The organism is Methylobacterium sp. 174MFSha1.1 (assembly GCF_900116815.1).
Classification (GTDB): Bacteria; Pseudomonadota; Alphaproteobacteria; order Rhizobiales; family Beijerinckiaceae; genus Methylobacterium.
In genome coordinates this window covers 71,966-96,621 of sequence record NZ_FPCB01000021.1, presented here as the reverse complement: position 1 = coordinate 96,621, position 24,656 = coordinate 71,966, and the positions used below count along the sequence as shown (strand labels likewise).

19 protein-coding genes, 1 tRNA gene and 2 pseudogenes are annotated in these 24,656 nt (G+C 70.8%); 13 read left to right on the top strand and 9 right to left on the bottom strand.

Annotation, left to right across the window (positions count from 1 at the left end; all coding sequences use genetic code 11):
- Positions 1-186: 186 nt before the first annotated feature.
- Complete coding sequence (locus tag BM430_RS19170) at positions 187-2,199, top strand: putative bifunctional diguanylate cyclase/phosphodiesterase (protein ID WP_177303103.1); 2,013 nt, start codon at positions 187-189, stop codon at positions 2,197-2,199.
- A 34-nt stretch (positions 2,200-2,233) separates the two neighbouring features.
- On the opposite strand, the gene BM430_RS19165 is transcribed toward BM430_RS19170, so the two are convergent.
- Positions 2,234-3,253 carry a TRAP transporter substrate-binding protein gene (locus BM430_RS19165; protein WP_093568846.1) on the bottom strand — a complete coding sequence of 340 codons (1,020 nt, stop codon included), beginning with the start codon at positions 3,251-3,253 and terminating at the stop codon, positions 2,234-2,236.
- A 281-nt stretch (positions 3,254-3,534) separates the two neighbouring features.
- Here BM430_RS19165 and BM430_RS19160 point away from each other — a divergent pair, with 281 nt between their 5' ends.
- The 3 genes from BM430_RS19160 (at position 3,535) to BM430_RS19150 (ending at position 5,482) form a co-directional block, all read left to right on the top strand.
- Positions 3,535-4,287 (top strand): lysophospholipid acyltransferase family protein, encoded by a 753-nt coding sequence (locus BM430_RS19160; RefSeq protein WP_093568845.1) that lies wholly within the window; start codon positions 3,535-3,537, stop codon positions 4,285-4,287.
- Positions 4,288-4,558: 271 nt separating this feature from the next.
- Positions 4,559-4,894 (top strand): GCG_CRPN prefix-to-repeats domain-containing protein, encoded by a 336-nt coding sequence (locus BM430_RS19155; protein ID WP_244539557.1) that lies wholly within the window; start codon positions 4,559-4,561, stop codon positions 4,892-4,894.
- Between the two features lie 234 nt (positions 4,895-5,128).
- A complete protein-coding gene (locus BM430_RS19150) occupies positions 5,129-5,482 on the top strand; it encodes a hypothetical protein (RefSeq protein WP_244539556.1) in 354 nt (117 codons plus the stop codon).
- A gap of 7 nt (positions 5,483-5,489) precedes the next feature.
- Here the strand turns inward: BM430_RS19150 and BM430_RS19145 are convergent, their stop codons facing one another.
- Complete coding sequence (locus BM430_RS19145) at positions 5,490-6,461, bottom strand: extensin-like domain-containing protein (RefSeq protein WP_093568842.1); 972 nt, start codon at positions 6,459-6,461, stop codon at positions 5,490-5,492.
- Positions 6,462-6,577: 116 nt separating this feature from the next.
- A complete protein-coding gene (locus BM430_RS19140; protein ID WP_093568841.1) occupies positions 6,578-7,438 on the bottom strand; it encodes a DMT family transporter in 861 nt (286 codons plus the stop codon).
- A gap of 139 nt (positions 7,439-7,577) precedes the next feature.
- Between BM430_RS19140 and BM430_RS19135 the strand changes: the two genes are divergently transcribed.
- From BM430_RS19135 to BM430_RS35320, 3 genes and pseudogenes are all read left to right on the top strand, one after another.
- Entirely contained in the window at positions 7,578-8,963 is a 1,386-nt protein-coding gene (locus BM430_RS19135; protein WP_093568840.1) for an aminotransferase-like domain-containing protein, read from the top strand.
- Positions 8,964-9,217: 254 nt separating this feature from the next.
- Entirely contained in the window at positions 9,218-9,508 is a 291-nt protein-coding gene (locus BM430_RS19130; RefSeq protein WP_093568839.1) for a BrnT family toxin, read from the top strand.
- Positions 9,489-9,791, top strand: a pseudogene (locus tag BM430_RS35320) (BrnA antitoxin family protein); the annotation flags it as partial. The gene BM430_RS19130 and the pseudogene BM430_RS35320, both read left to right, overlap by 20 nt.
- A 254-nt stretch (positions 9,792-10,045) precedes the next feature.
- Here BM430_RS35320 and BM430_RS19120 read toward each other — a convergent pair.
- The 4 genes and pseudogenes from BM430_RS19120 to BM430_RS19105 form a co-directional block, all read right to left on the bottom strand.
- Positions 10,046-10,132 (bottom strand) — tRNA-Leu (locus BM430_RS19120).
- A 344-nt stretch (positions 10,133-10,476) separates the two neighbouring features.
- Positions 10,477-11,349, bottom strand: a pseudogene (locus BM430_RS19115) (HlyD family secretion protein); the annotation flags it as partial.
- Between the two features lie 10 nt (positions 11,350-11,359).
- A complete protein-coding gene (locus tag BM430_RS19110) occupies positions 11,360-11,554 on the bottom strand; it encodes a DUF1656 domain-containing protein (RefSeq protein WP_093568836.1) in 195 nt (64 codons plus the stop codon).
- A gap of 3 nt (positions 11,555-11,557) precedes the next feature.
- Positions 11,558-13,549: an FUSC family protein gene (locus BM430_RS19105; protein ID WP_093568835.1), complete on the bottom strand. Its 1,992-nt coding sequence runs from the start codon at positions 13,547-13,549 to the stop codon at positions 11,558-11,560.
- A 132-nt stretch (positions 13,550-13,681) separates the two neighbouring features.
- Between BM430_RS19105 and BM430_RS19100 the strand changes: the two genes are divergently transcribed.
- From BM430_RS19100 to BM430_RS19090, 3 genes are all read left to right on the top strand, one after another.
- A complete protein-coding gene (locus tag BM430_RS19100) occupies positions 13,682-14,839 on the top strand; it encodes a zinc-binding dehydrogenase (protein WP_048462882.1) in 1,158 nt (385 codons plus the stop codon).
- 74 nt (positions 14,840-14,913) lie between these two features.
- Positions 14,914-15,327, top strand: coding sequence for a DUF2147 domain-containing protein (locus tag BM430_RS19095; protein WP_244539555.1), 414 nt, complete (start codon positions 14,914-14,916; stop codon positions 15,325-15,327).
- A gap of 9 nt (positions 15,328-15,336) precedes the next feature.
- Positions 15,337-16,314: a glutathione S-transferase family protein gene (locus BM430_RS19090; protein WP_093568834.1), complete on the top strand. Its 978-nt coding sequence runs from the start codon at positions 15,337-15,339 to the stop codon at positions 16,312-16,314.
- A 199-nt stretch (positions 16,315-16,513) separates the two neighbouring features.
- Here the strand turns inward: BM430_RS19090 and puuE are convergent, their stop codons facing one another.
- Complete coding sequence (puuE, locus tag BM430_RS19085; RefSeq protein WP_093568833.1) at positions 16,514-17,956, bottom strand: allantoinase PuuE; 1,443 nt, start codon at positions 17,954-17,956, stop codon at positions 16,514-16,516.
- 216 nt (positions 17,957-18,172) lie between these two features.
- The gene (locus tag BM430_RS19080) at positions 18,173-19,465 is read right to left on the bottom strand and encodes a glycosyltransferase family 4 protein (protein WP_093568832.1); all 1,293 of its coding nucleotides are present in this window, start codon (positions 19,463-19,465) and stop codon (positions 18,173-18,175) included.
- 270 nt (positions 19,466-19,735) lie between these two features.
- Between BM430_RS19080 and BM430_RS19075 the strand changes: the two genes are divergently transcribed.
- The 3 genes from BM430_RS19075 (at position 19,736) to BM430_RS19065 (ending at position 24,647) form a co-directional block, all read left to right on the top strand.
- Positions 19,736-20,056 (top strand): rhodanese-like domain-containing protein, encoded by a 321-nt coding sequence (locus BM430_RS19075; RefSeq protein WP_093568831.1) that lies wholly within the window; start codon positions 19,736-19,738, stop codon positions 20,054-20,056.
- A 171-nt stretch (positions 20,057-20,227) separates the two neighbouring features.
- The gene (locus tag BM430_RS19070) at positions 20,228-21,361 is read left to right on the top strand and encodes an efflux RND transporter periplasmic adaptor subunit (protein ID WP_093568830.1); all 1,134 of its coding nucleotides are present in this window, start codon (positions 20,228-20,230) and stop codon (positions 21,359-21,361) included.
- Between the two features lie 97 nt (positions 21,362-21,458).
- Positions 21,459-24,647 carry an efflux RND transporter permease subunit gene (locus tag BM430_RS19065; RefSeq protein ID WP_093568829.1) on the top strand — a complete coding sequence of 1,063 codons (3,189 nt, stop codon included), beginning with the start codon at positions 21,459-21,461 and terminating at the stop codon, positions 24,645-24,647.
- Positions 24,648-24,656: the final 9 nt, after the last annotated feature.

Sequence of the window (24,656 nt, the reverse complement as noted above, 5' to 3'; positions counted from 1 at the left end):
CAGTCGGATTTCCTATGAGGGCGTCCGGAGCCCCGCGCCGATACGGCCGCGGGGCATAAGACGAGAATGCGACTCAACCTCCGGCCTTAAATCGCATAGCGTAGAGCCTCGTGAGATGCGCGCGGCGGCCCCAGCGCGGCGCGACGGGGCTTGTCGGCGATGCGGAGTGAAGCGAGCGCGGTCCGGGTGGACGAATCCGATGCGGGCTCCGCTCTGCACGACGCCTGTTCCCGCCTCGTCTGGAACGCGCCGGACCACGCCCTCTGCCTCCTCGATCCAGCCGGGCGGGTCGCGGCCTGGAACCCGGGCGCCGAGCGCCTGACCGGGTTTCCCGCGGCGGAGGTGATCGGCCGCGCCTTCGCGTACGGCGATTCGCCCGAGGAGAGCGCGGCGGCCCTCGCGGCGGCGCGGGAGACCGGGCGCTTCGAGACGGAAGGGTGGTGGCCGCGCCGCGACGGCACCCGGTTCCGCGCCCACACGGTCATCGCGGCGCTCCACGACGGCGAGGCCCTCGCCGGCTACGCCCAGATCATCCGCGACGCGACCCCGCGCACGGAGGAGGGCGGCCAGTTCCACGCCCTGGCGCTGATCCTCGACCTCGCCCTCTCGACCATGTCGCAGGGACTGTGCCTGTTCGATGCCGACGGCCAGGTGCGTCTCCTCAACCAGCGCTTCTTCTCGCTGTTTCCGGCGGCCGGCGGCCGCGACCTGGTCGGGACGCCGGTCGCGGCGCTCTGGGCCCTGGCCTTCGCCGGGCCGGAGGCCGGGCCGCCGGAGGGGGCCGCCCTGCTCGCCGAGCACGAGGCGGCGCTCGTCCGCGGCGAGACCGTGGTGGTCCCGGCGCCGGACGGCCGCGCGATCGCCCTGGTGCGCCGGAGCGTGCCCGGCGGGGCGTTCGTCGTCACCTTCGAGGACGTGACGCGCCAGCGCGAGGCCGAGCTGGAGATCAGCCGGCTCGCCCATCACGATGCGCTCACCGGCCTCGCCAACCGGGCGAAGCTGTGGCGGCACCTGCACGAGGGCGCCGTCGACGGCTCGCTGCCGGCCGGGACCGCACTCCTGTTCCTCGACCTCGACGGCTTCAAGGCGGTCAACGACGATCTCGGGCATCAGGCGGGCGACACGCTGCTGCAGCAGGTGGCCGAGCGCCTGCGCCGCGCCCTGCCGGAGGGCGGGCTCGCCGCCCGGTTCGGCGGCGACGAGTTCGCCCTGCTGCTGCCCGGGATGGCCGGGAACCTCGCGGTGCCGCTCGCCGAGGGGCTGCTGATCGACCTCGCCCGGCCCTACGCGGTCGACGACCAGCGGCCGCGCCACGTCACGGCGAGCATCGGCATCGCCTTCGCGGATGGCGCCACCACGCCGGACGCGATGCTGCACCAGGCCGATTGCGCGCTCTACGCCGCCAAGGGCGCCGGCAAGGCCGCCTGGCGACCGTTCACCCCGGAACTGGAGACCGAGCGCAGCGACGAGGAGCGCCTGGAGCAGGACCTGCGCCACGCCATCGCGGCCGGCCAGCTCGGCGTCGCCTACCAGCCGATCATCGGGCTGGCCCATGGCGGGGTCAACGCCCAGGAGGCGCTGCTGCGCTGGACGCATCCGGAGCGCGGCCCGGTCTCGCCGCGACGGTTCATCCCCCTCGCCGAGAAGTCGGACATGATCCGGGTGCTCGGCCTGTGGGTGCTCGACCGGGCCTGCCGGGACGCCGCCGCCTGGACCGAGCCGGCCCGGGTCTGCGTCAACGTCTCGGTGCGCCAGCTCGGCGACGGCAGCCTGCCGCGGGCGGTGGGTGAGATCCTGAGGCAGACCGGCCTCAGCCCCCGGCGCCTCGAACTCGAGATCACCGAGACGGTGCTGAGCAACACCGCCGACGGGATCGTCGACGACCTGCAGCTCCTCCACGCCATGGGCGTGCGCATCTCCCTCGACGATTTCGGCGTCGGCTTCTCGTCCCTCGGGCGCCTGCGCGCCTACCCGTTCGACCGCATCAAGCTCGACGCCTCCTTCGTGCGCGACGCCGTCGAGCGGCCGGATTGCCGGGCGATCGTCGGCGTCGTCGCCGAACTCGGCCGGCGCCTCGGCATCGAGACGGTGGCGGAGGGCGTCGAGACGCCGGCCCAGCTCGCGGTGATCCACGAGGAGGGCTTCACCGAGGCGCAGGGCTACCTGTTCGGCCGCGCCGTGCTCGCCCCGGCGGCGTGAGCCGCCGGGGCGAGCCAGACGAGCGTCGTCGCGATCAGGCGATCGGCCCGGTGTGCTTCTCCAAAAGCGCCCAGGCGTCGTCGCCGAACTTGCCCTTCCACTCCTTGTAGAAGCCGGCCGATTGCAGCTTGGCCTGGAACGCCTTGGTGTCGACGTCCTGGATCGTGAGGCCGCGGGCGCGCAGGTCCTGCTCGGTCGTGCTCGCGCGCTTCGCCATGTCCTCGCGCTGCGCCACCGCCTGGGCGTTGAAGTGCTTGGCGATCACGGTCTTCACGTCCTGCGGCAGGCCGCGCCAGACCTTGCCGTTCGACAGGAGCCAGAAGCCGTCCCACATGTGGTTGGTCTTCGAGAGGTACTTCTGCACCTCGTAGAGCTTGGCGGTGTCGATCAGGGTCAGCGGGTTCTCCTGGCCCTCGGCGATCCTGGTCTGCAGCGCCGAGTAGACCTCCGCGAAGTTGATCGTCATCGGGGCGGCGTCGAAGGCCTTGAACATCGAGGTCCACATCGGGCTCGGCGGGACCCGGATCTTGAAGCCCTTGAAGTCCTCCGGCTTCAGGATCGGCCGGGTCGACGAGGTGGTCTGGCGGAAGCCGTTCTCCCAGATGCGGTCGAAGGCGAAGAGGCCCGATTTCTCGATCTGCGCCCGCACATGGGCGCCGAGGTCGCCGTCCATCGCCGGCCACAGCTTGTCGTAGCCGTTCCAGGCGAAGCCCACGCCGCTGATCGAGGCCGCCGGCACCAGGGTGGCGAGGATCAGGGGCGAGAGGGTGAAGAATTCCAGCGCGCCGGAGCGCAGCTGGCTCAGCATGTCGGTGTCGCCGCCGAGCTGGTTGTTCGGGAACAGCTTGACGTCGACCTTGCCGCCGGTCTCCTCGCGGATCGCATCCGTCGCCTTGGTCATGTAGACCGTGAGGGGATGGCTGATCGGCGTGTTGTTGGCGGCCTTCAGGGTGTACTCGGCCGCGTGCGCCCGGGTGATGCGCAACACCGCCGGGCCCGCGACGGCGCCGGCGACGGCGAGATGGAGCGCGCGGCGGCGCGTGAGCGTGGTCATGGGTTCCTCCCTCGGATGGGCCCGGCTGTCCGGACCGATGGCGTGCTCCCCCCGCGTCTCGTGCGCGGGTCCGTCGAGGCTTAAAGCACGTTTTTCCCGCTCCGACATCCGTCCGGACGGTGCGGCGGCGCCCGCCATTCACTGTTACGCGCGGGCGGAAATGCTCTAAGGAGGGCCGACCGCATTCCGCGGGCGGCGCTTCGATCCCCGTGTGCCGCATCCCCGTCCGCCCGCGGCCGGCCTCACGGGCCCGGCCCGAAGGTTCGCCGTTGCCGGTTGCTATGCCCCTCGTCCGCTCGATCCTGTTCACCGTCGCCTTCTACCTCGTCACCGCCGCGCTGCTGGTCGGCGGCCTGCCGGCCCTCGCCAGCCGGCGCAGCGTGGTGTGGCTGGCCCAGACCTGGGGCCGGATCACCCTCCGGCTGCTCGAAGCCATCGTCGGCCTCAAGGTCGAGTTCCGCGGGCTGGAGCACCGCCCGGCCGGGGCGTGCCTGGTCGCCGCCAAGCACCAGTCGGCCCTCGAGACCGTGGCCCTCGTCACGGTGCTCGACGACTTCAGCTACATCCTCAAGCGCGAGCTGATGTGGCTGCCCCTGTTCGGCTGGTACCTCGCCCGCAGCGAGATGGTGGCGATCGACCGCTCGAAGGGCTCCCGCGCGCTCGCCCTGATGAACGAGGAGGCCGCCGCCGCCATGGCCGACGGCCGCCGCCTGATCATCTTCCCGGAGGGTACGCGGCGCGCGCCGGACGCGCCGCCGGCCTACAAGTACGGCGTGGTGCATATGTACGACCGGCTCGGCGTGCCGTGCCTGCCGGTCGCGCTCAATACCGGGGTGTTCTGGGGCCGGCGCCGCCTGACCTACCGGCCGGGCACCGCAATCATCGAGTTCCTCCCCCCGATCCCGCCGGGCCTGCCCAAGGACCGGTTCTTCGCCGAGCTGCAGGAGCGGATCGAGACCGCCTCGGATGCCCTCGTGCGGGAGGCGGCGATGTCTGGTTCGGCGCCGGCCGCTGTGCGGGCGCGGGAGACGTAGGGGGCCGGGTCCGTCGGATCCGTCTCATCCCCCTCGCCACCTCAGGCTGAGGATGAGGGGTTGGAAGGCACGGACATCCCGGCCACCAAACGACAGTAGTTCAAAAATACCGGTAATTTCTTGATCCTCTGCGCGACCGCAAGTCGCGCAAACTTAGCCGTCGCGCCGCGGCGTGACGCCGAACATGAACTCTTCGTAACCTGCGAAACGATTTTGCCCCCTCGTGCATTTCATGGGCCTCACTCTACAGGAGGCTATGATGCGTTGGAGCATGATTGCTGGCGCCGCGATCCTGTCCGTCGGCGCCGTCGTCGGCACGGGAACGACCGCGGAGGCGCGTGACGGCTGCGGCCCCGGGTTCCACCGGAACTGGCGTGGCTGGTGCCGCCCGAATCTCGGGCCGCGGGTCTTCTACGCCCCGGTCGTGGGCTACCGGACTGTCGTCGTCGGCCCACGCTGGGGCTACGGCTACCGCCGCGTCGGCTGGCACCGGCCCTGGGGTTACGGCTATCGCCGGGTCGGCTGGCATCGCCCGTGGGGCTACGGCTACCGGCGGGTCGGCTGGGGCGGCGGCTGGGGCCATCACGGCTGGCATCACCGCTGGTGAGTGACCGCCTTCGCGGCCGGGGAAACCCGGCTGCGAAGGCCCTTTCGCGCGCCCTCCACTGACCCCGGCCTTGAACCCGGTGCAAGGCCTCTCCAGATCTCGCACACCCCGATCGTTCGCGCTTGACGGACCTCCGGAATCGGAACTAGGCTGGAACAAATGGCGAACAAACGAGCCCTGTCCTGGTCTGTGGCGATGCGGGACATCCAGAACGATCGCGCGAGGAGAATGGACGTGCGTGAGGAGCGCCTGAGAACGGCCACCGGCCTGCGCGGCACCCCGGCCCTGCCGCTGAGCGCCTGGCGCGGTCGCTCCGGCCGCCGCTACGTGGTGGGGATCCATGCCCTCGACGACGATCCGGCGGAGGTCGGCGAGGCGGTGGTGATCGCGGTTCGCCGCGGCGGCGACGGCACGGCCGAGCTGGTGGCGGTGGCCGCAGCCGGCGAGAGCCCGCGCGAGCGGCTCGCCCGCGGCTGGCTCACCCGCGCCCGTGCCCGCGGGGCGACCGAGATGCACGTCCATCGCCTGGCGGAGGACGCGGCGGCGCGGCGCGCCGTGGTGGCGGATCTCGGCGGCGCGCCGGCCTGAAAGAACCTCAGTAGATCGCGCCCGACGACCAGGTCGGGCTGCCGAGCGGCAGCGGCTCCGGCAGGGCGCGGGGCTCGGCGGCCAGAGCCGGCCGCGAGGCGGGGGGCGGGGCGTAGGCCTGGACCGGCGCCGGACGAGGGGAGGGCGCACGGGCGACCGTCCTGCCGGTCTCCCGGGCACTCGTCGGGGACAGGCCGTAGGGATCGTCCTCCTCGACGTCGATCGGCGCCGGATCGGGGGCGGGCTGCCAGGCCGGCTTCTTGCGGATCGGCGACAGCGGCGTGCCCGGCGGCGGCAGCCGCGACTCGTACTTGATCAGCGGCTTGCAGATCCGACGCAGGCCCCTCGGGTCGTGCCGCGCCAGGTCGAGATGCAGGTGGTCGTAGTGATAGACGTTCGACCCCGGCGCCAGCACGGTCGTGAAGTGGTTGCAGGCGCCGAGGAAGACCTCGCGCAGGAAGCCCTGCTCGGCCTCGGTGCCGCGCCAGCCGCCCTTCACCGTTACGACGTAGCCGTCGGCGAAGCGGAAGGACATCACGTCAACGGCGTTGCCGAACGAGTGCTCCGAGAGCTTCGCCCCGACCTGGTTGTTGCGGCCGCGGCAGGAATACGAGCCGGAATTGATCTCGACCACGGCTTGCCCGAAATACACTTCCGCCGCCGGCTGCACCGTGCCGGCGAGCCAGGCCTCGACCTCCGGGATGATCGGGCAGGCGAGGGTCATGCGCTGCTTGAGCGCCACGGTGCCGCCCGCGAGCCGGGTGACCCGGAACGGGTGCACCATGCCGCAGACACCCGGCCCGTCGATCTCCTTGACCGGCTGGATGTCCTCGCTCGGACGAACGAGTTTCTGGGCGAGGCAGACCTCTTCGGCCTGATTCCGCCAGGGTTCGCGCTGCTCAAACCGGTTGAGCGCGCATCCGGTGAGCCCCAGGCCGAAAAGCGTGAAGGCTGAGAACGCTACGATGCCACGACGCATGGTGCGTAAGATGCGCACGATGCCGTAAACAGCTCGTCAACCGTCGCCGTCAGACCTTGGCCCGGGATGGGGCGGTTCGCTCACGCGAACCGCATTCTCTGACAGGGACGGTTCTCCTACACGAACCTTTTCGCCCCCGCGACGCACAGCACCACCAGCCCGGTCACGACGACCATCGACGGCGCGACCGGCTCGCCGAGCAGGAGCCCCGCCAGCAGGAGGCCGAGGAAGGGCTGGAGCAGTTGCAGCTGGCCCACCCCTGCGATGCCGCCCCGCGCCAGGCCGCGGTACCAGAACACGAACCCGACCAGCATGCTGAACACCGAGACGTAGGCAAGGCCCAGCCACGCCGGAGCGCCGACCCCAGCCACGCCCGCCGGCCGGGTCGCCAGCGCCAGGACCAGCATCGCCGGCAGGGCGAGGACCAGCGCCCAGGAGATGACCTGCCAGCCGCCCAGGCGCCGCGACAGGGCCGCGCCCTCGGCGTAGCCGAGCCCGCAGAGCAGGATCGCGGCGAGCATCAGGAGGTCTCCGGCGAGCGAGCCCGCGCCGCTCTGGAGGAGGGCGAACCCCGCCACCGCGCCGCTGCCGAGGAGTGAGAACAGCCAGAAGGCCGGCCGCGGCCGCTCGCCGCCGCGCAGGACCCCGAACAGGGCGGTGGCGAGCGGCAGGAGGCCGATGAACACGATCGAATGCGCCGAGGTGACGTGCTGGAGCGCCAGAGCGGTCAGGAGCGGGAAGCCCAGCACCACCCCGAGCGCCACGATGGCCAGCGACGCGAGATCGGACCGGGCCGGCCGCGCCTGCCGCAGGCCCCACAGCAGGACCGCCCCGAGGATGGCGGCGATCACCGCCCGGGCCGAGGTGAGGAACAGCGGCGAGAAGCCCCCCACCGCCACCCGCGTCGCCGGCAGCGAGCCGCTGAAGATCACCACCCCGAGGAGCCCGCTGCCCCACCCGTCCGCCGACCGCTGCATGGTTGGACTCTCTTCCCCGAAAGCTCTGCTCGCCGCCGGAGGGATACCGCGGGGTCGGCTACCCCACGAAGGCACAGTCCCATACAGTCGCGCCGAACTGTACGGGTCGGATGACCCGCACTGTCGGAGGCGAGGAGCGATGGCGGAAGGCGGCCGCACGGCGGCGGTGATGGCGGCGATCCGGGGGCGGATCGCCGCGCGGGGACTGGCGCCGGGCGAGACGCTGCCGTCGATCCGCGGGCTCGCCAAGGCCATGGGCGTCTCGCCCTCGACGGTGGTCGAGGCCTATGAGCGCCTGGCGGCGGAAGGGGCGGTCCGCTCGCGGCCCGGTGCCGGCTTCTACGCCGCGGCGGCGCCTCCGCCGCCGACCCTCATCGAGGCCGGCCCGCGCCTCGACCGGGCGGTGGACCCGCTCTGGGTCTCGCGGCAATCCCTCGACGGCGAGCCCGAGATCCCGAAGCCCGGCTGCGGCTGGCTGCCGCCGGCCTGGATGCCGGTGGCGGCTTTGCGCCGGGCCGCCCGTGGCCTCGCCCGGGCCGAGGAATCGGTGCTCACCGATTACGGCGCCACGCGGGGGCCGCTCCCCTTGCGCCGTCTGCTGGCGCGGCAATGCGCCGGCGAGGGGCTGGCGGTCGGGCCCGACCAGGTCCTGCTCACCGGCTCGGGCACCCAGGCGATCGACCTGATCTGCCGCCTGCTGCTGCGGCCGGGCGACACGGTGCTGGTCGACGATCCGTGCTACTTCAACTTCCAGGCGCTGCTGCGCGCCCACCGCGCCACCGTGGTCGGCGTGCCCTACACCGAGGCGGGGCCGGACCCGGAGCGTTTCGTCGAGGCCGCCGCCACGCATCGCCCGCGGCTCTACGTCACCAACGCGGCGCTCCACAACCCGACTGGGGCGACGCTCTCGCCGGCCGTCGCCCACCGGATCCTGACCGCCGCCGCCGCCCACGACGTCGGCATCGTCGAGGACGACATCTTCGCTCCCTTCGAGCCGGAGCCGTCGCCGCGTCTTGCCGCACTCGACGGCCTGGAGCGGGTGATCCGGATCGGCAGCTTCTCCAAGACCCTTTCGGCCTCGATCCGCTGCGGCTACGTCGTGGCGAAGCCCGAGTGGATCGAGGCCCTGATCGACCTCCAGGTGGCGACGAGCTTCGGCGGGGTCAGCCCGGTCGCGGCGGAGCTGGTCGCGGGCGTCCTCGGCGACGGGCAGTACCGCAAGCACCTCGAAGGCCTGCGCCGCCGCCTCGACCGGGCCCGGCGCGAGGCCGCCGGGCGGCTCGCCCCCCTCGGCATCCGGCCCTGGCTGATGCCGAGGGGCGGGTTCTACCTCTGGTGCAGCCTGCCGGAGGGCCGCGACGCCGCCGACATGGCCCGGGCGGCGCTTCGCGAGGGCGTGGTCCTCGCCCCCGGCGACGTGTTCAGCGTCTCGCGCACGGCCGGGGACCGGATGCGCTTCAACGTGGCGCAGATGGCGGATGCACGGGTGCTGCCGGTGCTGGAGCGGGCGCTGGCGGCGGGGTGACGTTGCCGCGGGCCTCTGCTTGGCGATGAGGGCCGTGCCCGGGCATGTTGCGATCGGACACCGGTTCATGCCGTCGATGTCGCGGCGTATCTTTGACGAACCGCTGCCCGTCTCGTCGCAAGATGGTCCGATGGTCCGGAATGCGCGAATCACCGCATTCGCCAATGGCGGGGCTTCGGTCCGTCCAGTCGCCTCTGCGATGGTTTGTACCCCCAATATCTTGTACGGCGTTATTTTCGGGTGTACGCATTCTCATGCGGATCGTGTGGGATGAGCCGAAGCGGCAGCGGAACCTTCAGCCTGAGCCCGAGGGCCACGGCCTCGATTTCGCCGATGTGGAGGACGGCTTCGACTTCGGGACGGCGATGGTGTTTCCCACCCATCCAGGCCCCGATGGTCGGCCACGGTTCCAGGCGCTCGGCCTGTTCGAGGGCAGGGTGCACGCCCTCTTCTACTCGCGGCTTGGCTCCGAAGGCATCTCCCTCATCAGCTTCCGCCCGGCCAGCGCGAAGGAGCGCAAAAGGTATGACGAAGCGCAAGGCTGAGATCCCACCCATCACGGAGACGGAGGAGGCCCGGATTCAGGCTCAGATCGCCAACGATCCCGACGCTCCGGAGATGACCGACGAACAGGCCGCGCAGATGCGCCCGTTCTCGGAAGCGATGCCCGACCTGTACGCCACCTGGAAGCGCCGGCCCGGTCGACCGAAGGCGGAGGTGACGAAAATTCCTGTCAAGCTCCGACTGGATCCGGATGTGGTCGAGGGGTACCGCGCCACCGGCGCCGGCTGGCAGACCCGGATGAACGATGTGCTCCGACAGGGATTGAGCCCCTGCCCGTCCCCCGAGGCGGCGACGAAGGTCGAGCCGACGCCCGCGAGGCTGGTCAAGGTCGCCACCTACGCGATTCGCAGCACGATCGCCGGTCAGCCGGTGAATACGGTGGCGGAACCGCGGGGCGGGGCGATCAAGGCCAGGAAAAGGTCGAAAGCCGGGAGTGCGTGAGACCGACAACCTCGGCACCCCAGAGTGCCCGATGCGGTCGGTCGGGCGGCTCCACGGAGTACGTCGTCGAAGACGAGTGGTGCGGGCGGTCGGACTCGAACCGACATATCCGTGAGGACGGCGGATTTTGAGTCCGCTGCGTCTACCAATTCCGCCACGCCCGCGCGCGGTGAAGCCCCTCTCCTGTGCCGTGCGAAGCGGGAGCGTGTCAATCCCGTGCGGTGCGGCCGCCACCCTGGCGATGCGAGCCGCGCTGATCCCGGGACGGGTTGTCCTTCGCGGTCTCCGGCGCCTCGTTGATGCCGGGCGCGATGCCCGGCGCGATCTCGTCGGCGCTCGGGCCCGCCTTCGGGTCGGGCGCCGGCAGGGTCGAGACGGCGTGAGGGCCCTTGACCGTGGTGGTGATTCCGGCCGGCGAGACGGCGGCGCCCTCCGGCCGTTTGGGGCCGAGGCGGTCGACGAAGGCGCTGAACACGTCGCGAAGGCGGTCGCCGGGCTCGGCATAGGCGCCGACCGAGACCGTCGCGGTCATCCCGGCGACCAGCGCCACCTCCGGCGGCACCGCCTCGATGCGGATGCGCACCGGCACCCGCTGGGCGAGGCGGACCCAGGTATAGACCGGATCGACGCTGGGGAGCCCCTGCGTGCTCGCCGCGGCGTTCGGGGTGCTGATGCCGCGGGTGATGCTGTCGACCCGGCCGCGGATCGGCGCGGAATAGCCCATCAGGGCCGCGGTCGCCGCATCGCCGACCCGGATGTGCTCCATCTTGGTCTCCTCGAAATAGCCGTCGATCCAGTACGAATCGGCGTCGATGACCGAGATGTTGCGGGTGCCGGCGCTGGCATAGTCGCCGACCCGCAGGAGCAGGTTGGTGACGTAGCCGTTGACGGGGCTCCTCACCTCCGTGCGCTTCAGGTTGATCTCCGCCTGCGCGGCCTGGGCCTGCGCCTGGGCGAAGGCGGCCTCCGCCTGCTTGGCCACTCCGGCATATTGCTGCTTCTCCTCGATCGAGGTCGAGACCGTGGTCAGCGCCTCGCGCCGCGCCGCCTGGGCGCGCTTGACCTGGAGGTCGGCGGCCCGGTTCTCGACGTCGGCCTTGGCCGAATCGAGCGCGACCTTGAAGTCGAACGGGTCGATCACGTAGAGCACGTCGCCCTTTTTCACGAGCTGGTTGTCGACGACGCGCAACTCGGTGATCTGGCCCGAGACCTGGGGGGCGATGCTCGACACTTGCACCCGCACCCGCCCGTCCCGGGTCCAGGGCGCGGTGACGTAGTACTGCCAGACGATCAGCGCCGCGGCGGCGGCCAGAACCAGCACCACGAGAGTGGCGAGGATCCGCAACAGGCGCCGGCCCCGGGTCGTCCGCTTGACCGCCACGTTTCCCTCCTCAGACCAGCACGATCAGCAGCGCCAGGATGCAGACGTAGAGCCCCGCCTCGGCGAGCGGCGGGTTGGCGAAGACCCGCTCGAAGCGCATCAGCCGCAGGAGCGGCCGAAGGCAGAGCAGGATCGCCAGGGCGGCGCCCGCATAGACGACGAAGGGGGAGACCAGCACTCCGCCGATCGTCAGTTCGTGAAACATGGCCTAGCGCGACCCCCACAGGTCGAGGCGCCGCAGCACCCGGCCCTGCCCCTCGACGACATAGGACGCGGTGGCGAGGTCGGCCACGACCCGTGTTGCGATGCGGCGCGATTCGGCGGGTGCCGTGCGGGCGGCCGCGAGGAGGGCGGCGCCCGCCTCGCGCAAGGGCCCGGCTTCCGCCCGCCGCAGGGCGGCCCGGGCCTGACGCACCGCCCCGTCATAGGCCGGCTGCCCGGCGAGCTGGTTGAGGCCGGCCTGCGCGCCCGCCGCGGCGGTGTCGAGGGCGGCGAGCGCGAAGGCGTGGCGCAGGGTGGCGCGGCGGACGGCGCCGGCGGTGCCGCCCCAGCCGGCGAACTGCACGAGGCGGTCGGCGTCGAGGTTGACCCGCTCGTCGGCCTCCTGCGGCTCGCCCGCCAGGGCCTCGATCACGTCGGCCCGGGCCGCTTGCAGCGACCAGCGCCGGCGCTGGGCGTTGGTGGTCGGCAGCACGATCCGGATCACCAGGAACAGGATCAGCCCGGCGACGCAGAACAGCACCGAGGCGTTGACGTAGGATTCCGGGTTGTAGGGCTGGGGGTTGGCCGGCGACAGCACGACCGGGAAGAACACCAGCAGGATGAAGCCGAGGCTCGCGGTTCCCGGCCGCAGGCTGAGCAGGCAGGCGGTGACGATGACCGGGGCCATCGCGATGGCGAGCAGCGGAAAACCCTGGCCGCCGTCGAGGACGAGGAACTCGACCACCCCGGCGCAGGCGGCGGCGAGCGGCATGCCCCAGAGCGCGCCGGTGGCGAAGCCGATCGGGTTCGGGTTGATCGAGGCGAGCGCCGCGAAGGCTGAGACCTGCAGCAGAGCCGAGGACGTCGCCGGCCAGCCGCTCAGGATGAACAGGGCCGCGCTGATCGCGATCGTGATGACGACCCGGGCGGCGTTGCGCAACGCATCGGGGAAATCGCGGTGCACCGGCAGGCGCATGTCGCGCAGCGGCTCCCGGCCGGTCTCCAGCGCCGCAATCCCGTCCTCGGCGAGCCGGTCCTGGCGCAGGAGGTCGATGGCGCGCCGGTATCGCAGCACGGCATCGGGATCGGCCGAACCGCCCGCCGCCAGCGCGTCGAGGCGGGCCACCAGGGCGGGCAGGGCGTCGCGGTCGCCGTCGAGCCCGGCGAGCACCGTCGTGCGCAGGCCGTCGGGGTCGCCGGAGCGGGTCACCGCCAGCGCGAAGGAGCGGGCCGCCGCCACCGACGCGAACAGGGCCGCCACGGCGTTCCGCGCCCCCGCCGCCCGGTTCTCGCCGTCATGGAACTCCGTCGCGACCACTCCGATCGCGTCGCGGGGCGCGGCGACGAGGCGCATCGCGTCGGCGGCGGCCTCCGGGCCCGGGTCGCCGTCCCGCACCGCCTTTCCGACGAAGTCCCGGACCGCGTCGCGGGCCTTGGCCATGCCGGCGCTGAGCTCGGGGAAGACGTAAGGCGCGCCGAGCGCGTCGTTGATGAAGGTGATCGACACGATGCCGAGGGTGATCGCGGCGACGCGCTCGACGCCGGTGGCGAAGACCGATTGCGGCGCGTCGATGTTGTTGATCGCGATGATCGCCACCGTGTAGCCCGACAGCATGGCGCCGTAGGCCTTGGTGCCCTGGAGATAGTTGGCGACGAAGACGCACAGCCCCATCCAGGTCGCGAAGGCGACCAGCAGCTCGACTCGGTCCTGCGCGAACAGGGCGGCGAACAGGATCGCGACCGCGAAGCCTATCACCGTGCCGAGGAAGCGGTAGGCCGCCTTCGACAGGGCCTGTCCGCGCCGGGGCTGGGCGAGGATCGCCACCGTGACGGCGGCCGAGGACGCGCTCTCGAGCTGGAGCCAGAACCCGGCATAGAGCGCCAGCATCATGGCGAGCCAGATCCGCAACGCGTAGGCCCAGGAGGAGAGCGGCGGCGGCTCGATCCGCTCCAGCACGGCGTCGATCCAGCCGCGGCGCGCGGTCGTCACCTCGGCCATGCGCGTCCCCCCTCATCGATCGTGCCCGATTGGGATGCGCAATCCGAATACGATGCTAGGGTGGGGGCGGCCGGGCCACGACCCGGCTCGCGGCCTCGCGCCGCGACAGAACAGCCAGACGAGGAAGCGCCGATGAGCAAGCCAGAGATCCGCGTCGCGACGTTCGCAGGCCCCGGGGCGGAGCCGGTCATCCAATCGGTGCCCTGGCCGAAGGTTCCGCGCAAGGCCGCGCTGATCAAGGTGGGGGCCTGCGGCGTCTGCGGCACCGACCAGCACATCCTCAAGGGGCATTGGCCGAAGCCCCTGCCGTGGCCCTTCACGCTGGGCCACGAGATCGGCGGCGTTATCGTCGAGAAGGGCGACGAGTTCACCGCCGACTTCATGGAGAAGCCGCTCCAGGTCGGATCGAAGGTGATGATCCCGCCGCTGATGCCCTGCGGGCATTGCTATTACTGCGTCCATTATCCCGAGCAGGCCAACAAGTGCCTGACCCCGGTCTATTACGGCCGCTATCTCGGCTTCGACAAGGCGCCGCATTTGTGGGGCGGCTGGGCCGAGTACGTCTATGTCGATCTCGAGATGCTGCCCGGCACCAAGGTCTACAAGCTGCCCGACGACATGTCCCTGCGCCTCGGCGCGCTGTCCGAGCCGCTGACCTCCTGCATCCGCGCCTTCAACCGGGCGACGCGGGCCGGCGGGTTCAAGTGGGGCGACACCGTCGTGATCCAGGGCTCCGGCCCGATCGGCATCCTGGCGGTGGCGGCGGCGCAGGAGATGGGGGCCGGCCGGGTGATCTGCGTCGGCGCGCCGGAAGAGCCGCGCCTCGCGCTCGCCCGCAAGTTCGGCGCCGAGGCCACCGTCGACATCACGGAGGTCACGACGCCGGAAGCCCGCATCGCCGCGGTGCGCGAGATCGTCGGCGGCTTCGGCGCCGACCTGGTGATGGATTGCTCCGGCCACCCGTCCGCCGGTCCCGAGGGCATCGAGTTCCTGCGCGACGGCGGCACCTATGTCGAGATGGGCCAGTTCACCGATGCGGGGAAGATCGAGACCTCCTGGCACCGGATCTGCTCCAAGGACCTGAACGTGCTCGGCTCCTGGGCCTTCACCGGCAACGACCTGCCCCTCGGCGTCGACATGCTCTACCGCGCCCGGGACAAGTATCCGTGGCTCGAGATGCAGACGGTCTATCCGTTCACGCAGGAGGGCGTGTCGCAGGCGGTGAAGGACGCGATGGCGATGAAGACGGTGAAATCCACCATCGTGCCGTTCCCGGAACTCGTCGCGTGACCGCCTGACCGCATGGCGGGACGGGCGCGAAGGCGCTAGGTCGGGGCTTCGATTCCGTCTCGGAGCCCGCGCCCTTGCGTCCCGTCCGTCTTGCCGCCCTGTTCCTCGCCTGCGCCCCGGCTCTCGCCCACGCGCAGGCGGGTCCCCAGCCCACCGGTACCTGGCTGACGCCGGGGGGTGATTCGCAGATCCGCATCAGCCGCTGCGGCGCCGCCTATTGCGGCATCATCTCCAAGGTCATGGCCGGCGAGACCAAGGACGTGAACAACCCCGATCCCGGCTTGCGCGGCCGCAGCCTCGTCGGCGTGGCGCTCAGCCGCGACATGCGCCCGTCCGGCGCGGGCTGGGAGGGCTCGCTCTACAATTTTCGCGACGGCAAGACCTATTCGGGCAAGCTCGCCATGAAGGGGCCGAACGTGCTCGAACTGTCGGGCTGCGTGCTCGGCGGGCTGATCTGCAAGAAGCAGATGTGGACGCGGGTGGATTAGGAGGGCGCGATGGGGCTTCTGGTCGACGGCGTCTGGCGCGATCAATGGTACGACACCAAGGAGACGGGCGGGCGCTTCGTGCGCAAGGACGCCGCCTTCCGCAACTGGGTCACGCCGGACGGGCGAGCCGGCCCGAGCGGCGAGGGCGGCTTTCCGGCGGAGGCGGGGCGCTACCACCTCTACGTCTCCCTCGCCTGCCCGTGGGCGCACCGCACCCTGATCGTGCGCGCCCTCAAGGGGCTGGAAGACGCGATCTCGGTCTCGGTGGTCGATCCGCATATGGGCCGCGAGGGCTGGGTGTTCGGCGACAGCCCGGGCGCCGGGCCGGACACGCTCAACGGCGCGAGCCGGCTCTACGAGGTCTACCTCGAGGCCGATCCCCACTATACCGGCCGGGTCACCGTCCCGGTCCTGTGGGACAAGGCGCGGGGCACGATCGTGTCGAACGAATCGGCCGAGATCATCCGGATGCTGAATGGCGCGTTCGGCGGCGGTGGACCCGACCTCTACCCGGAGGATCTGCGGCCCGAGATCGATGCCCTCAATGCCCGGGTCTACGACCGGGTCAATAACGGCGTCTACAAGGCCGGCTTCGCGACCGCGCAAGCCGCCTACGAGGAGGCGGTGACGGCGCTCTTCGAGGAACTCGACGCCCTCGACGCCCGCCTCGATCGCGGCCGCTACCTGATGGGTGCGCGGCTGACCGAGGCCGACATCCGGCTGTTCACGACGCTCGTGCGGTTCGATCCGGTCTATGTCGGGCACTTCAAGTGCAACCTGCGCCGGATCGCCGACTACCCGAACCTCGCGCCCTACACGCGCGACCTCTACCAGACCCCCGGCATCGCCCCGACGGTGAACCTCACCCACATCAAGCGGCACTATTACGAGAGCCACCCGACCATCAATCCGACGGGAATCGTGCCTCTCGGGCCTGTGCTGGATTACGAGGCGCCGCATGGGCGGGCGGAGCGGTTCGGGACCTGAGCGCTGGCGAAAGAAGGCTGGTTTCGCGCCCGGCTCCCCACTCACAGGGTCATCCCGGGGCCGCGCAGCGGAGCCCGGGATCCATAACCGCCGACGCTGCAGAATGAAGCTGAACGCTGGTCGTCATGTCCTGAACCGTCAGCGGTTATGGATTCCGGGTTCTCGCCTGCGGCGAGCCCCGGAATGACGGTGGAGGGGCTCAAGCCGTCGTGGAAAAAACATCCGGCAGCGACGGCAGCCTCTGGCGCAGCCGCAGCAGCGCGATCGTCTCGATCTCGGCCAATGCCCGGGCCCGCTCATCCTCGGGCGAATTGTCGAGGCGCTCGGCAAGCTGAGAAAGGATCTCGTCCGGGCTCTTGCCCCGCACCGCCATCACAAACGGGAAGCCGTGCCGCGCGCGGTAGCGCTCGTTGAGGTCGAGGAAGCGGGCGCGGCCCTCCTGGTCGAGGGCGTCGAGCCCGGCCGAGGCCTGCTCGGCGCGGGATTCCGGCGCGAGGTCGGCCGCTGCCACCCGGCCGGCGAGGTCGGGATGGGCACGGATGAGGGCGAGTTGCCGCTCCGGCTCGGCCGCCCGCATCACCTCGACCATCGCGGCATGCAGCCCGTCGGCCGAGTCCTGCATGCCCGACAGCCCGGTGGCGTGGGCGCCCTCGGCCACCCAGGGCGAGTGCTCGAACACGTCGCCGAAACTCTCGACGAACAGGGCGCGGCCCATCCGGCTCGGGGTCAGGCCGGCGGGCGCGTGGGTCCTGGCCCAGTGCCGGGCGATGTCGATGCGCCGGGTCACCCAGACGTCGTCATGCGCCGCCACGTGGTCGAGGAAGCGGGCGAGCGCCGCGATCCGCCCGGGCCGGCCGACGAGGCGGCAATGCAGGCCAACCGACAGCATCCGGGGCGTCTCGGCGCCCTCGGCATAGAGCACGTCGAAGGAGTCGCGCAGGTAGGCGAAGAACTGGTCGCCGGCGTTGAAGCCCTGGGGCGTCGCGAACCGCATGTCGTTGGCATCGAGCGTGTAGGGCACGACGAGCTGGGGCGCCCGCGGGCCCTCGACCCAGTAGGGCAGGTCGTCGGCGTAGGAATCCGCCGAGTAGAGGAAGCCGCCCTCCTCCATCACCAGCCGCAGGGTGTTCTCCGAGGTCCGCCCCGTGTACCAGCCGAGCGGGCGCTCGCCGGTCACCTCGGTGTGGATCCGGATCGCCTCGCTCATGTGGGCCTTCTCCTCCTCGTAGGAGAAGTCGCGGTAGTCGATCCACTTGAGGCCGTGGCAGGCGATCTCCCAGCCGGCCTCGCGCATCGCGGCGACCGCGTCGGGGTTGCGCTGGAGGGCGGTGGCGACGCCGTAGACCGTCACCGGCATCCCGCGCTCGGTAAAGAGCTTGTGCAGGCGCCAGAAGCCGACCCGAGACCCGTACTCGTAGATCGATTCCATGCTCATGTGGCGCTGACCCGGCCAGGCCTGCGCGCCGACGATCTCCGACAGGAACGCCTCCGACGCGCGGTCACCGTGGAGCAGGCAGTTCTCGCCGCCCTCCTCGTAGTTGATGACGAACTGCACCGCGATGCGGGCGCCGTCCGGCCATTGCGCGTGCGGCGGGGTGCGGCCGTAGCCGACGAGGTCGCGGGGGTAGAGGGAGTCGGTCATCGGCGGATCCGGTCGGGGCCGAGGCCGCACCGTCCGGCACCGGGTGAAGCGCGGGATCCCCTCTCCCGGCGATGCCGGGCTTGCCCGGTCTCGCTCAAGGTGTGGGAGAGGGGAGCCGCGCCCGACCCGGCACCCGAAGGGAGCGGGACGGCCATGGGGACATCGTCCCGCAACCTTAGCCTTGCGGCAGCCCCGGCGCAAAACCGCCCCGCAGCCTCACCCCGCCAGGGCCGCCAGCGCCGGCTCGACCCGGGTGAAATGGTCGGCCCAGGTCGGCGCCCGGTAACCCGCGAGGCGCTCCGTCATCGCGGCACGCAGCCCCGAGCCCGGCGCCGCCAGGTCCTCCACCACCCGCATCCAGCCGAGCCCGTCGAGCGGGTGCAGGAACTCGGCGAAGTCCCCTGCGATCTCGCGGTGGACCGGGATGTCGGAGGCGACGACCGGCAGGCCGCTCGCCGCGGCCTCCAGCACCGGCAGGCCGTAGCCCTCGGTGAAGGAGGGCATCAGGAGCGCGGTGGCGTGGCCCATCAGCGCCACCAGCCCGGCGGTCGAGAGGCCCGATGCCTCCACGACGTGGGCGCGCACCGCCGGGCAGCGCTCCAGGAGGTCGATCACGTTCTCGCTCTCCCAGCCCCGTCGCCCGACGACGACGAGGCGCGGCGTCGCCTCGCCGTGCCGCGCGGCGAGCTCGCGCCAGACGCCGAGGAGGCTGATGAGGTTCTTCCTCGGCTCGATCGTGCCGCAGACGAGGAAGAACGGCCGGGGCGGGGCGGCAGAAGCCCCGTCATCGGGCGAGCGATGGAACGCCGCCTCGATCCCGAGCGGACCGACGGTGATCGGCGGCACCCGGCGCCCGAGGCCGGCGAGGTGGGCCGAGAAGCGCGCGCCCACATCGGCCGAGTTCACCACGATGGCTTGCGCATGGCGCGCCACCGTCTCCATCCGCACCCGGTGCCGCTCGGCCTCGCCGGGGCGACCGTATTCGGGATACTCGATCGGGATTAGGTCGTGGACGAAGAAGACCGGCCGGATGTCGGGCCGGTCGTACAGCCAGTCGAACCGCGCCGGCTTGTCGAGGCGCAGGTGCGAGGCGTGGAGGTAGATCGCGTTCATCGGCACGCGTTCCGGGCCCGGCGCCCGGAACGCCGCGAGCCAGGCCCGGAGCTGCCGCTCGCGGCGCGCCCGCGTCCCGTCCGGCTTCGCGGTGCCCAGGCCCGCCGGCGGCACGGCCAGCCCGAGCCGGCCGGCGAGGTCGCGGTAGACCGGGTCGTCGCCGACCGCGACCTCCTCGGTCCAGGACGCCAGGGCGGCCTCGACGAGGCCGGCCATCTGCGCCCGGTCGAGCACCTTCGGGCCGAGCGGCGTCGAGACCACGCCGAAGCGCGGGCCGGGCCGGTCCAGGAGGTGCCGGGCATAGGCGAGCTCGACCCGGTCGATCCCGGTCGGGCTCGCATGGCGCAGGCGGGTGACGAGGCGGGTGAGGTCGAGGGCGACGGGATGCGGGCGCATTGACACCTTGAACGATGGCACCTTGGAACGATGAAGTCCCGGCCGAAGGGACGCAGTCGCGGCGTTCCTACACAGCAGCGGCCCGCAAGCCGAATCCAGCTTGTGCGGCAGCGCACAAGACGACCCCCGGCCCCGGGATGACCGCTCTTGCAAGGCTGAGCGGTGATGATTTATCGCATTCGTCACCGCTCCGTCGCGTCGCGGTGACAAGTGTCGGGCGCGCCGATTATGATCGTGGGTCGGCGCTGGGTCGACGCTTCGGGTGAGACAATGGCGATCGTCGATTGGGACCGGGATGCGGTGAAGAGCGGCCTGGCGGACGGATCCGTCCTGCTGATCGACGTGCGCGAGCCCAACGAGTTCGAGGCGGGCCACATTCCGGGCTCCGTCTCCTTCCCGCTCTCGAGCTTCGACGTCGAGCGGTTGCAGGCCATGATCGCCGCGGATGGCCGCCGGCCGGTCCTGTCCTGCGCCGCCGGCGTGCGCTCGGCGCGGGCGCTGCAATACCTCCAGAGCCAGGGCATCCCCCTCTCTGAGCATTATGCCGGCGGGTTCAAGGACTGGGCCAATGCCGGCGAGACCGTGGACTAGCTGATACTTCACGCCGCCCGCGGGCGGTTCGATATCCATCAGGCCCCGGGAGGGCCGCGCCGAGGGCGGCGCGGTTCCCGGCCAAGGCCACCTCCTCGACGCGGACGGGCCCCGGCCCGCTTCTTCGCGCGTCCGAGGGGCCGCATGCACGAGACGAGCGGGAGAACGAGTATGCGCAGGCTGAGGCTGGCGGCGGTGATTCCGGCGCTCCTGCTGATGGCCGGTATCCCGGCGCGGGCCCAGGCTCCCGGCGGGCCGCCTCCGACGGTCACGGTCGCCAAGCCCGTGGTCAAGGAGGTGGTGGAGCACGACGACTTCACCGGCCGCTTCAACGCGATCGAGTACGTCGAGGTGCGGGCCCGGGTCACCGGCTATCTGCAAAAGATCCACTTCCAGGACGGCGCCGTGGTGAAGAAGGGCGACCTGCTCTTCACCATCGACCGGCGGCCCTACAAGGCGGCCCTCGACCAGGCGAATGCGGCCCTCGATTCGGCCAAGGCCCGGCTGAACTTCAGCCAGACCGACCTCGAACGCGCCCAGACCCTGAGCCGCTCCGGCAACATCTCCGAGCAGGTCACCGACCAGCGCCGGCAGAACTCGCAGACCGCCCAGGCCGACGTCGACAACGCCACCGCGGCCCTGCGCCAGGCGCAGTTGAACTACGACTTCACCGAGGTGCGCTCGCCGATCGACGGCCGGATCTCGCAGCGCAACGTCACCGAGGGCAACATCGTCATCACCGACCAGACGATGCTGACCACGATCGTCTCCCTCGATCCGATCTACTTCTCGTTCACGGTCGATGAGCGCTCGTTCCTGGCCTATCAGGGCACCCTGCGCATCGGCATGGGGGCGACCCAGAACGAGCACACCGTGCCGATCCTGGTGGCGCTGACCGGCGAGGCGAAGCCGACCCGCAAGGGCGTGCTCAACTTCGTCGACAACCGGGTCGACGAGGCGACCGGCACGGTGCTCTTGCGCGCCACGGTCGAGAATCCGGACCGGTTCATCAAGCCGGGCCTGTTCGGCATCGTCAGCATGCCGGCCTCGAAGCCCTATCGCGGCGTCCTGATCCCCGACGAGGCGATCGGCGCCAACCAGGACAAGCGCCTCGTCTACGTCGTCGGCGACGACAACGTGGTCCAGCCGCGCAACATCCGCCCCGGCCCGAAGATCGACGGCTACCGCGTGGTGCGAGACGGGCTCAAGGGCGACGAGACCATCGTGATCGTCGGCCTGACCCGGGTCCGCCCGGGCGCCAAGATCACGCCCGAGCGCAAGGACCTGCCGCCGGTCCGCGAGTAGAGACCCGCGCCGCCCATCCGGGCGGCGCTTCCATCAGGACGCCAGCGCCCCGACCGGGAGCGCCACGCCCAGGTTGAGGGGCGCGAGAGGCCCACCGATGCGTTTTGCCCACTTCTTCGTCGACCGGCCGATCTTCGCCTCGGTGACCTCGATCGTCATCCTGATCATCGGCTACGTCTCGTACATCTCGCTGCCGGTCTCGCAGTACCCGGAGATCGTGCCGCCGACCGTGGTGGTGCGCGCCTCCTATCCGGGCGCCAATGCCGAGACCGTGGCGGCCACCATCGCGACGCCGATCGAGCAGGAGATCAACGGCGTCGACAACATGCTGTACATGTCCTCGCTGTCGACCAACGACGGCAACATGCAGCTGACCGTCACCTTCGCGCTCGGCACCAACCTCGACATCGCCAACGTGCTGGTCCAGAACCGGCTCTCGGTCGCCCAGCCGCGCCTGCCCGGCGACGTGCGCAACCTCGGCGTCACGGTCCGCAAGTCCTCGCCCGACCTGATGATGGTCGTGCACGTGCTGTCGCCCGACGGCACCTTCGACCAGAACTATCTCGCCAACTACATCTACCTGCGCCTGCGCGACCCGATGTTGCGCCTCAACGGCGTCGGCGACATCACGGTGTTCGGCGGCTCGGAATACGCGCTCAGGCTGTGGATCGACCCGAACAAGCTCGCCTCCTACCAGCTCTCGACCACCGACGTGATCAACGCGCTGCAGGAGCAGAACGTCCAGGTCGCGTCCGGCGCGCTCGGTGCGCCGCCGGCGCCGGCGAGCCAGGCGTTCCAGCTCACCGTGCAGACGCAAGGCCGGTTCCAGGACCCGAGCGAGTTCCGCAAGGTGATCGTCAAGGCGTCCGAGGGGCGCCTGGTGCGGATCTCCGACATCGCCCGGGTCGAGCTCGGCCAGAAGGACTACACGACGAAGTCGTTCCTCAACGGCCAGCCCGCCATCGGCATCGGCGTGTTCCAGCGTCCCGGCACCAACGCCCTCGAGGCGGCCGAGCAGGTCCAGGCGCTGATGAAGACGCTCGCCAAGGACTTCCCGCCCGGCCTCGAATACAAGATCGCCTACAACCCGACCGAGTTCATCGCCGAGTCGGTGCACGAGGTCTACAAGACCCTCGGCGAGGCGATCGTCCTCGTCGTGGTGGTGATCCTGGTCTTCCTGCAGAGCTGGCGCACCGCGATCATCCCGATCATCGCGATTCCCGTCTCGCTCGTCGGCACCTTCGCGGTGATGGCGCTGCTCGGCTTCTCGCTCAACAACCTGACGCTGTTCGGCCTCGTGCTGGCCATCGGCATCGTGGTCGACGACGCGATCGTGGTGGTGGAGAACGTCGAGCGCAACATGGCCGAGGGGCTCTCGCCCGGCGAGGCGGCCCACAAGACCATGGACGAGGTCGGCGGCGCGGTCGTCGCCATCGCGCTCGTGCTGTCGGCGGTGTTCATCCCGACCGCCTTCATCCCGGGCATCTCGGGCCAGTTCTACCGGCAATTCGCGCTGACCATCGCGGCCTCGACCATCATCTCGATGTTCAACTCGCTGACGCTGTCGCCGGCGCTCTGCAAGCTGCTGCTGAAGCCCCATTCCGAGCACCACCGGCCGCGCTTCTTCGTGGCCCGCTTCGGGGCCTGGGCGGCCAACACCTTCAACCGCGCCTTCGACGCGACGGCGAACGCCTACGCGGCGACGATCCGCTTCCTCACCGGGCGGCTGGTGCCGCTGCTGGCGATGCTCCTGCTCTATGCCGGCGTCATCTACGGCGTGCTGCACCTCGTGCGCACCACGCCGACCGGCTTCATCCCGCTCCAGGACCAGGGCTACCTCCTGGTGGTGGTGCAGCTGCCGCCGGGCTCGGCGCTGGAGCGCACCACCGCGGTGGTGCAGGAGGTGTCGCGCCGCTCCCTCGACATCGACGGCGTCGGCAACACCGTCGTCATCGCGGGCTTCGACGGCGCGACCTTCACCAACACCACCAACGGCGCGGTGATGTTCCTGCCGTTGAAGCCCTTCGCCGAGCGCCTGGCCAAGGGCCGCACCGCCGGCAAGATCCTCCAGGACGTGCTCGCCAAGACCGCGCCGATGCAGGAGGCGCGCATCATCGCGATCCCGCCGCCGCCGGTGCGGGGCCTCGGCAATGCCGGCGGCTTCAAGATGCAGGTGCAGAGCCGCGAGGGCTCGGACATCGCCCGCCTGCTCCAGGTCTCGGGCGACCTCATCGGCGCGGCCAACCGCGACCCGAACCTGACCCGCGTCTTCACCACCTTCGGCAACGACACGCCGCAGATCTACCTCGACATCGACCGCACGGTGGCGCGGATGCTGAACGTGCCGCTCGCCAACGTGTTCTCGACGCTGCAGGTCAATCTCGGCGGCGCCTACGTCAACGACTTCAACACCTTCGGGCGCATCTACCAGGTCCGGGCCCAGGCCGACGCCAAGTACCGGATGGAGAAGGAGGACATCGAGCGGCTGAAGGTGCGCTCCTCCACCGGCGCGCTGGTGCCGATGGGGACCCTCGCCAACATCCGCGACATCTCCGGCCCGCAGATCGTCCAGCGCTACAACCTGTACTACTCGATCCCGGTGCAGGGCGATTCGCGGCCCGGCGTGTCCTCGGGCCAGTCCCTCGACGCGATGGAGAAGCTCGCCCGCCAGACCCTGCCCGACGGCATGAGCTTCGAGTGGACCGAGATCGCGTTCCAGGAGAAGGCGGTCGGCAACACGGCGATCTACGTCTTCGCGCTCGGCGTGCTGCTGGTCTTCCTGGTGCTCGCCGCGCAGTACGAATCCTGGGCGCTGCCGCTCTCGATCCTGCTCGTGGTGCCGACGGGCGTGCTCGCCGCGCTCGCAGGCGTGCAGTTCCGGGCGCAGGACAACAACATCCTGACCCAGATCGGCCTCATCGTGCTCATCGGCCTGGCCGCCAAGAACGCGATCCTGATCGTCGAGTTCGCCCACCAGATCGAGGAAAGCGAGCGCCGCGGCCCCGTGGCGGCCGCCGTCGAGGCGTGCCGGCTTCGCCTGCGGCCGATCCTGATGACCGCCTTCGCGTTCATCCTCGGCGTGGTGCCGCTCGCCTTCGCCACCGGCCCCGGCGCCGAGATGCGCCAGGCCCTCGGCACCGCGGTGCTGTTCGGCATGCTCGGCGCGACGATCTTCGGCCTGTTCCTGACCCCGGTCTTCTACGTGGTGATCCGCAACATCTCGATCCGGATCAACCGCTGGCGTGGGGTGGACGACCACCACGGTGAGCCGGAGCCGGCGCGGTAACGCCTGCTT

Coding starts and splice junctions, on each gene's coding strand:
- BM430_RS19080 (WP_093568832.1), bottom strand. CDS start 19,465: ATGCGCCCGCATCCCGTCGCCCTCGACCTCACCCGCCTCGTCACCCGC.
- BM430_RS19070 (WP_093568830.1), top strand. CDS start 20,228: ATGCGCAGGCTGAGGCTGGCGGCGGTGATTCCGGCGCTCCTGCTGATG.
- BM430_RS19140 (WP_093568841.1), bottom strand. CDS start 7,438: ATGCAGCGGTCGGCGGACGGGTGGGGCAGCGGGCTCCTCGGGGTGGTG.
- puuE (WP_093568833.1), bottom strand. CDS start 17,956: ATGACCGACTCCCTCTACCCCCGCGACCTCGTCGGCTACGGCCGCACC.
- BM430_RS19100 (WP_048462882.1), top strand. CDS start 13,682: ATGAGCAAGCCAGAGATCCGCGTCGCGACGTTCGCAGGCCCCGGGGCG.
- BM430_RS19155 (WP_244539557.1), top strand. CDS start 4,559: ATGATTGCTGGCGCCGCGATCCTGTCCGTCGGCGCCGTCGTCGGCACG.
- BM430_RS19130 (WP_093568839.1), top strand. CDS start 9,218: ATGCGGATCGTGTGGGATGAGCCGAAGCGGCAGCGGAACCTTCAGCCT.
- BM430_RS19135 (WP_093568840.1), top strand. CDS start 7,578: ATGGCGGAAGGCGGCCGCACGGCGGCGGTGATGGCGGCGATCCGGGGG.
- BM430_RS19145 (WP_093568842.1), bottom strand. CDS start 6,461: ATGCGTCGTGGCATCGTAGCGTTCTCAGCCTTCACGCTTTTCGGCCTG.
- BM430_RS19105 (WP_093568835.1), bottom strand. CDS start 13,549: ATGGCCGAGGTGACGACCGCGCGCCGCGGCTGGATCGACGCCGTGCTG.
- BM430_RS19065 (WP_093568829.1), top strand. CDS start 21,459: ATGCGTTTTGCCCACTTCTTCGTCGACCGGCCGATCTTCGCCTCGGTG.
- BM430_RS19165 (WP_093568846.1), bottom strand. CDS start 3,253: ATGACCACGCTCACGCGCCGCCGCGCGCTCCATCTCGCCGTCGCCGGC.
- BM430_RS19090 (WP_093568834.1), top strand. CDS start 15,337: ATGGGGCTTCTGGTCGACGGCGTCTGGCGCGATCAATGGTACGACACC.
- BM430_RS19110 (WP_093568836.1), bottom strand. CDS start 11,554: ATGTTTCACGAACTGACGATCGGCGGAGTGCTGGTCTCCCCCTTCGTC.
- BM430_RS19160 (WP_093568845.1), top strand. CDS start 3,535: ATGCCCCTCGTCCGCTCGATCCTGTTCACCGTCGCCTTCTACCTCGTC.
- BM430_RS19075 (WP_093568831.1), top strand. CDS start 19,736: ATGGCGATCGTCGATTGGGACCGGGATGCGGTGAAGAGCGGCCTGGCG.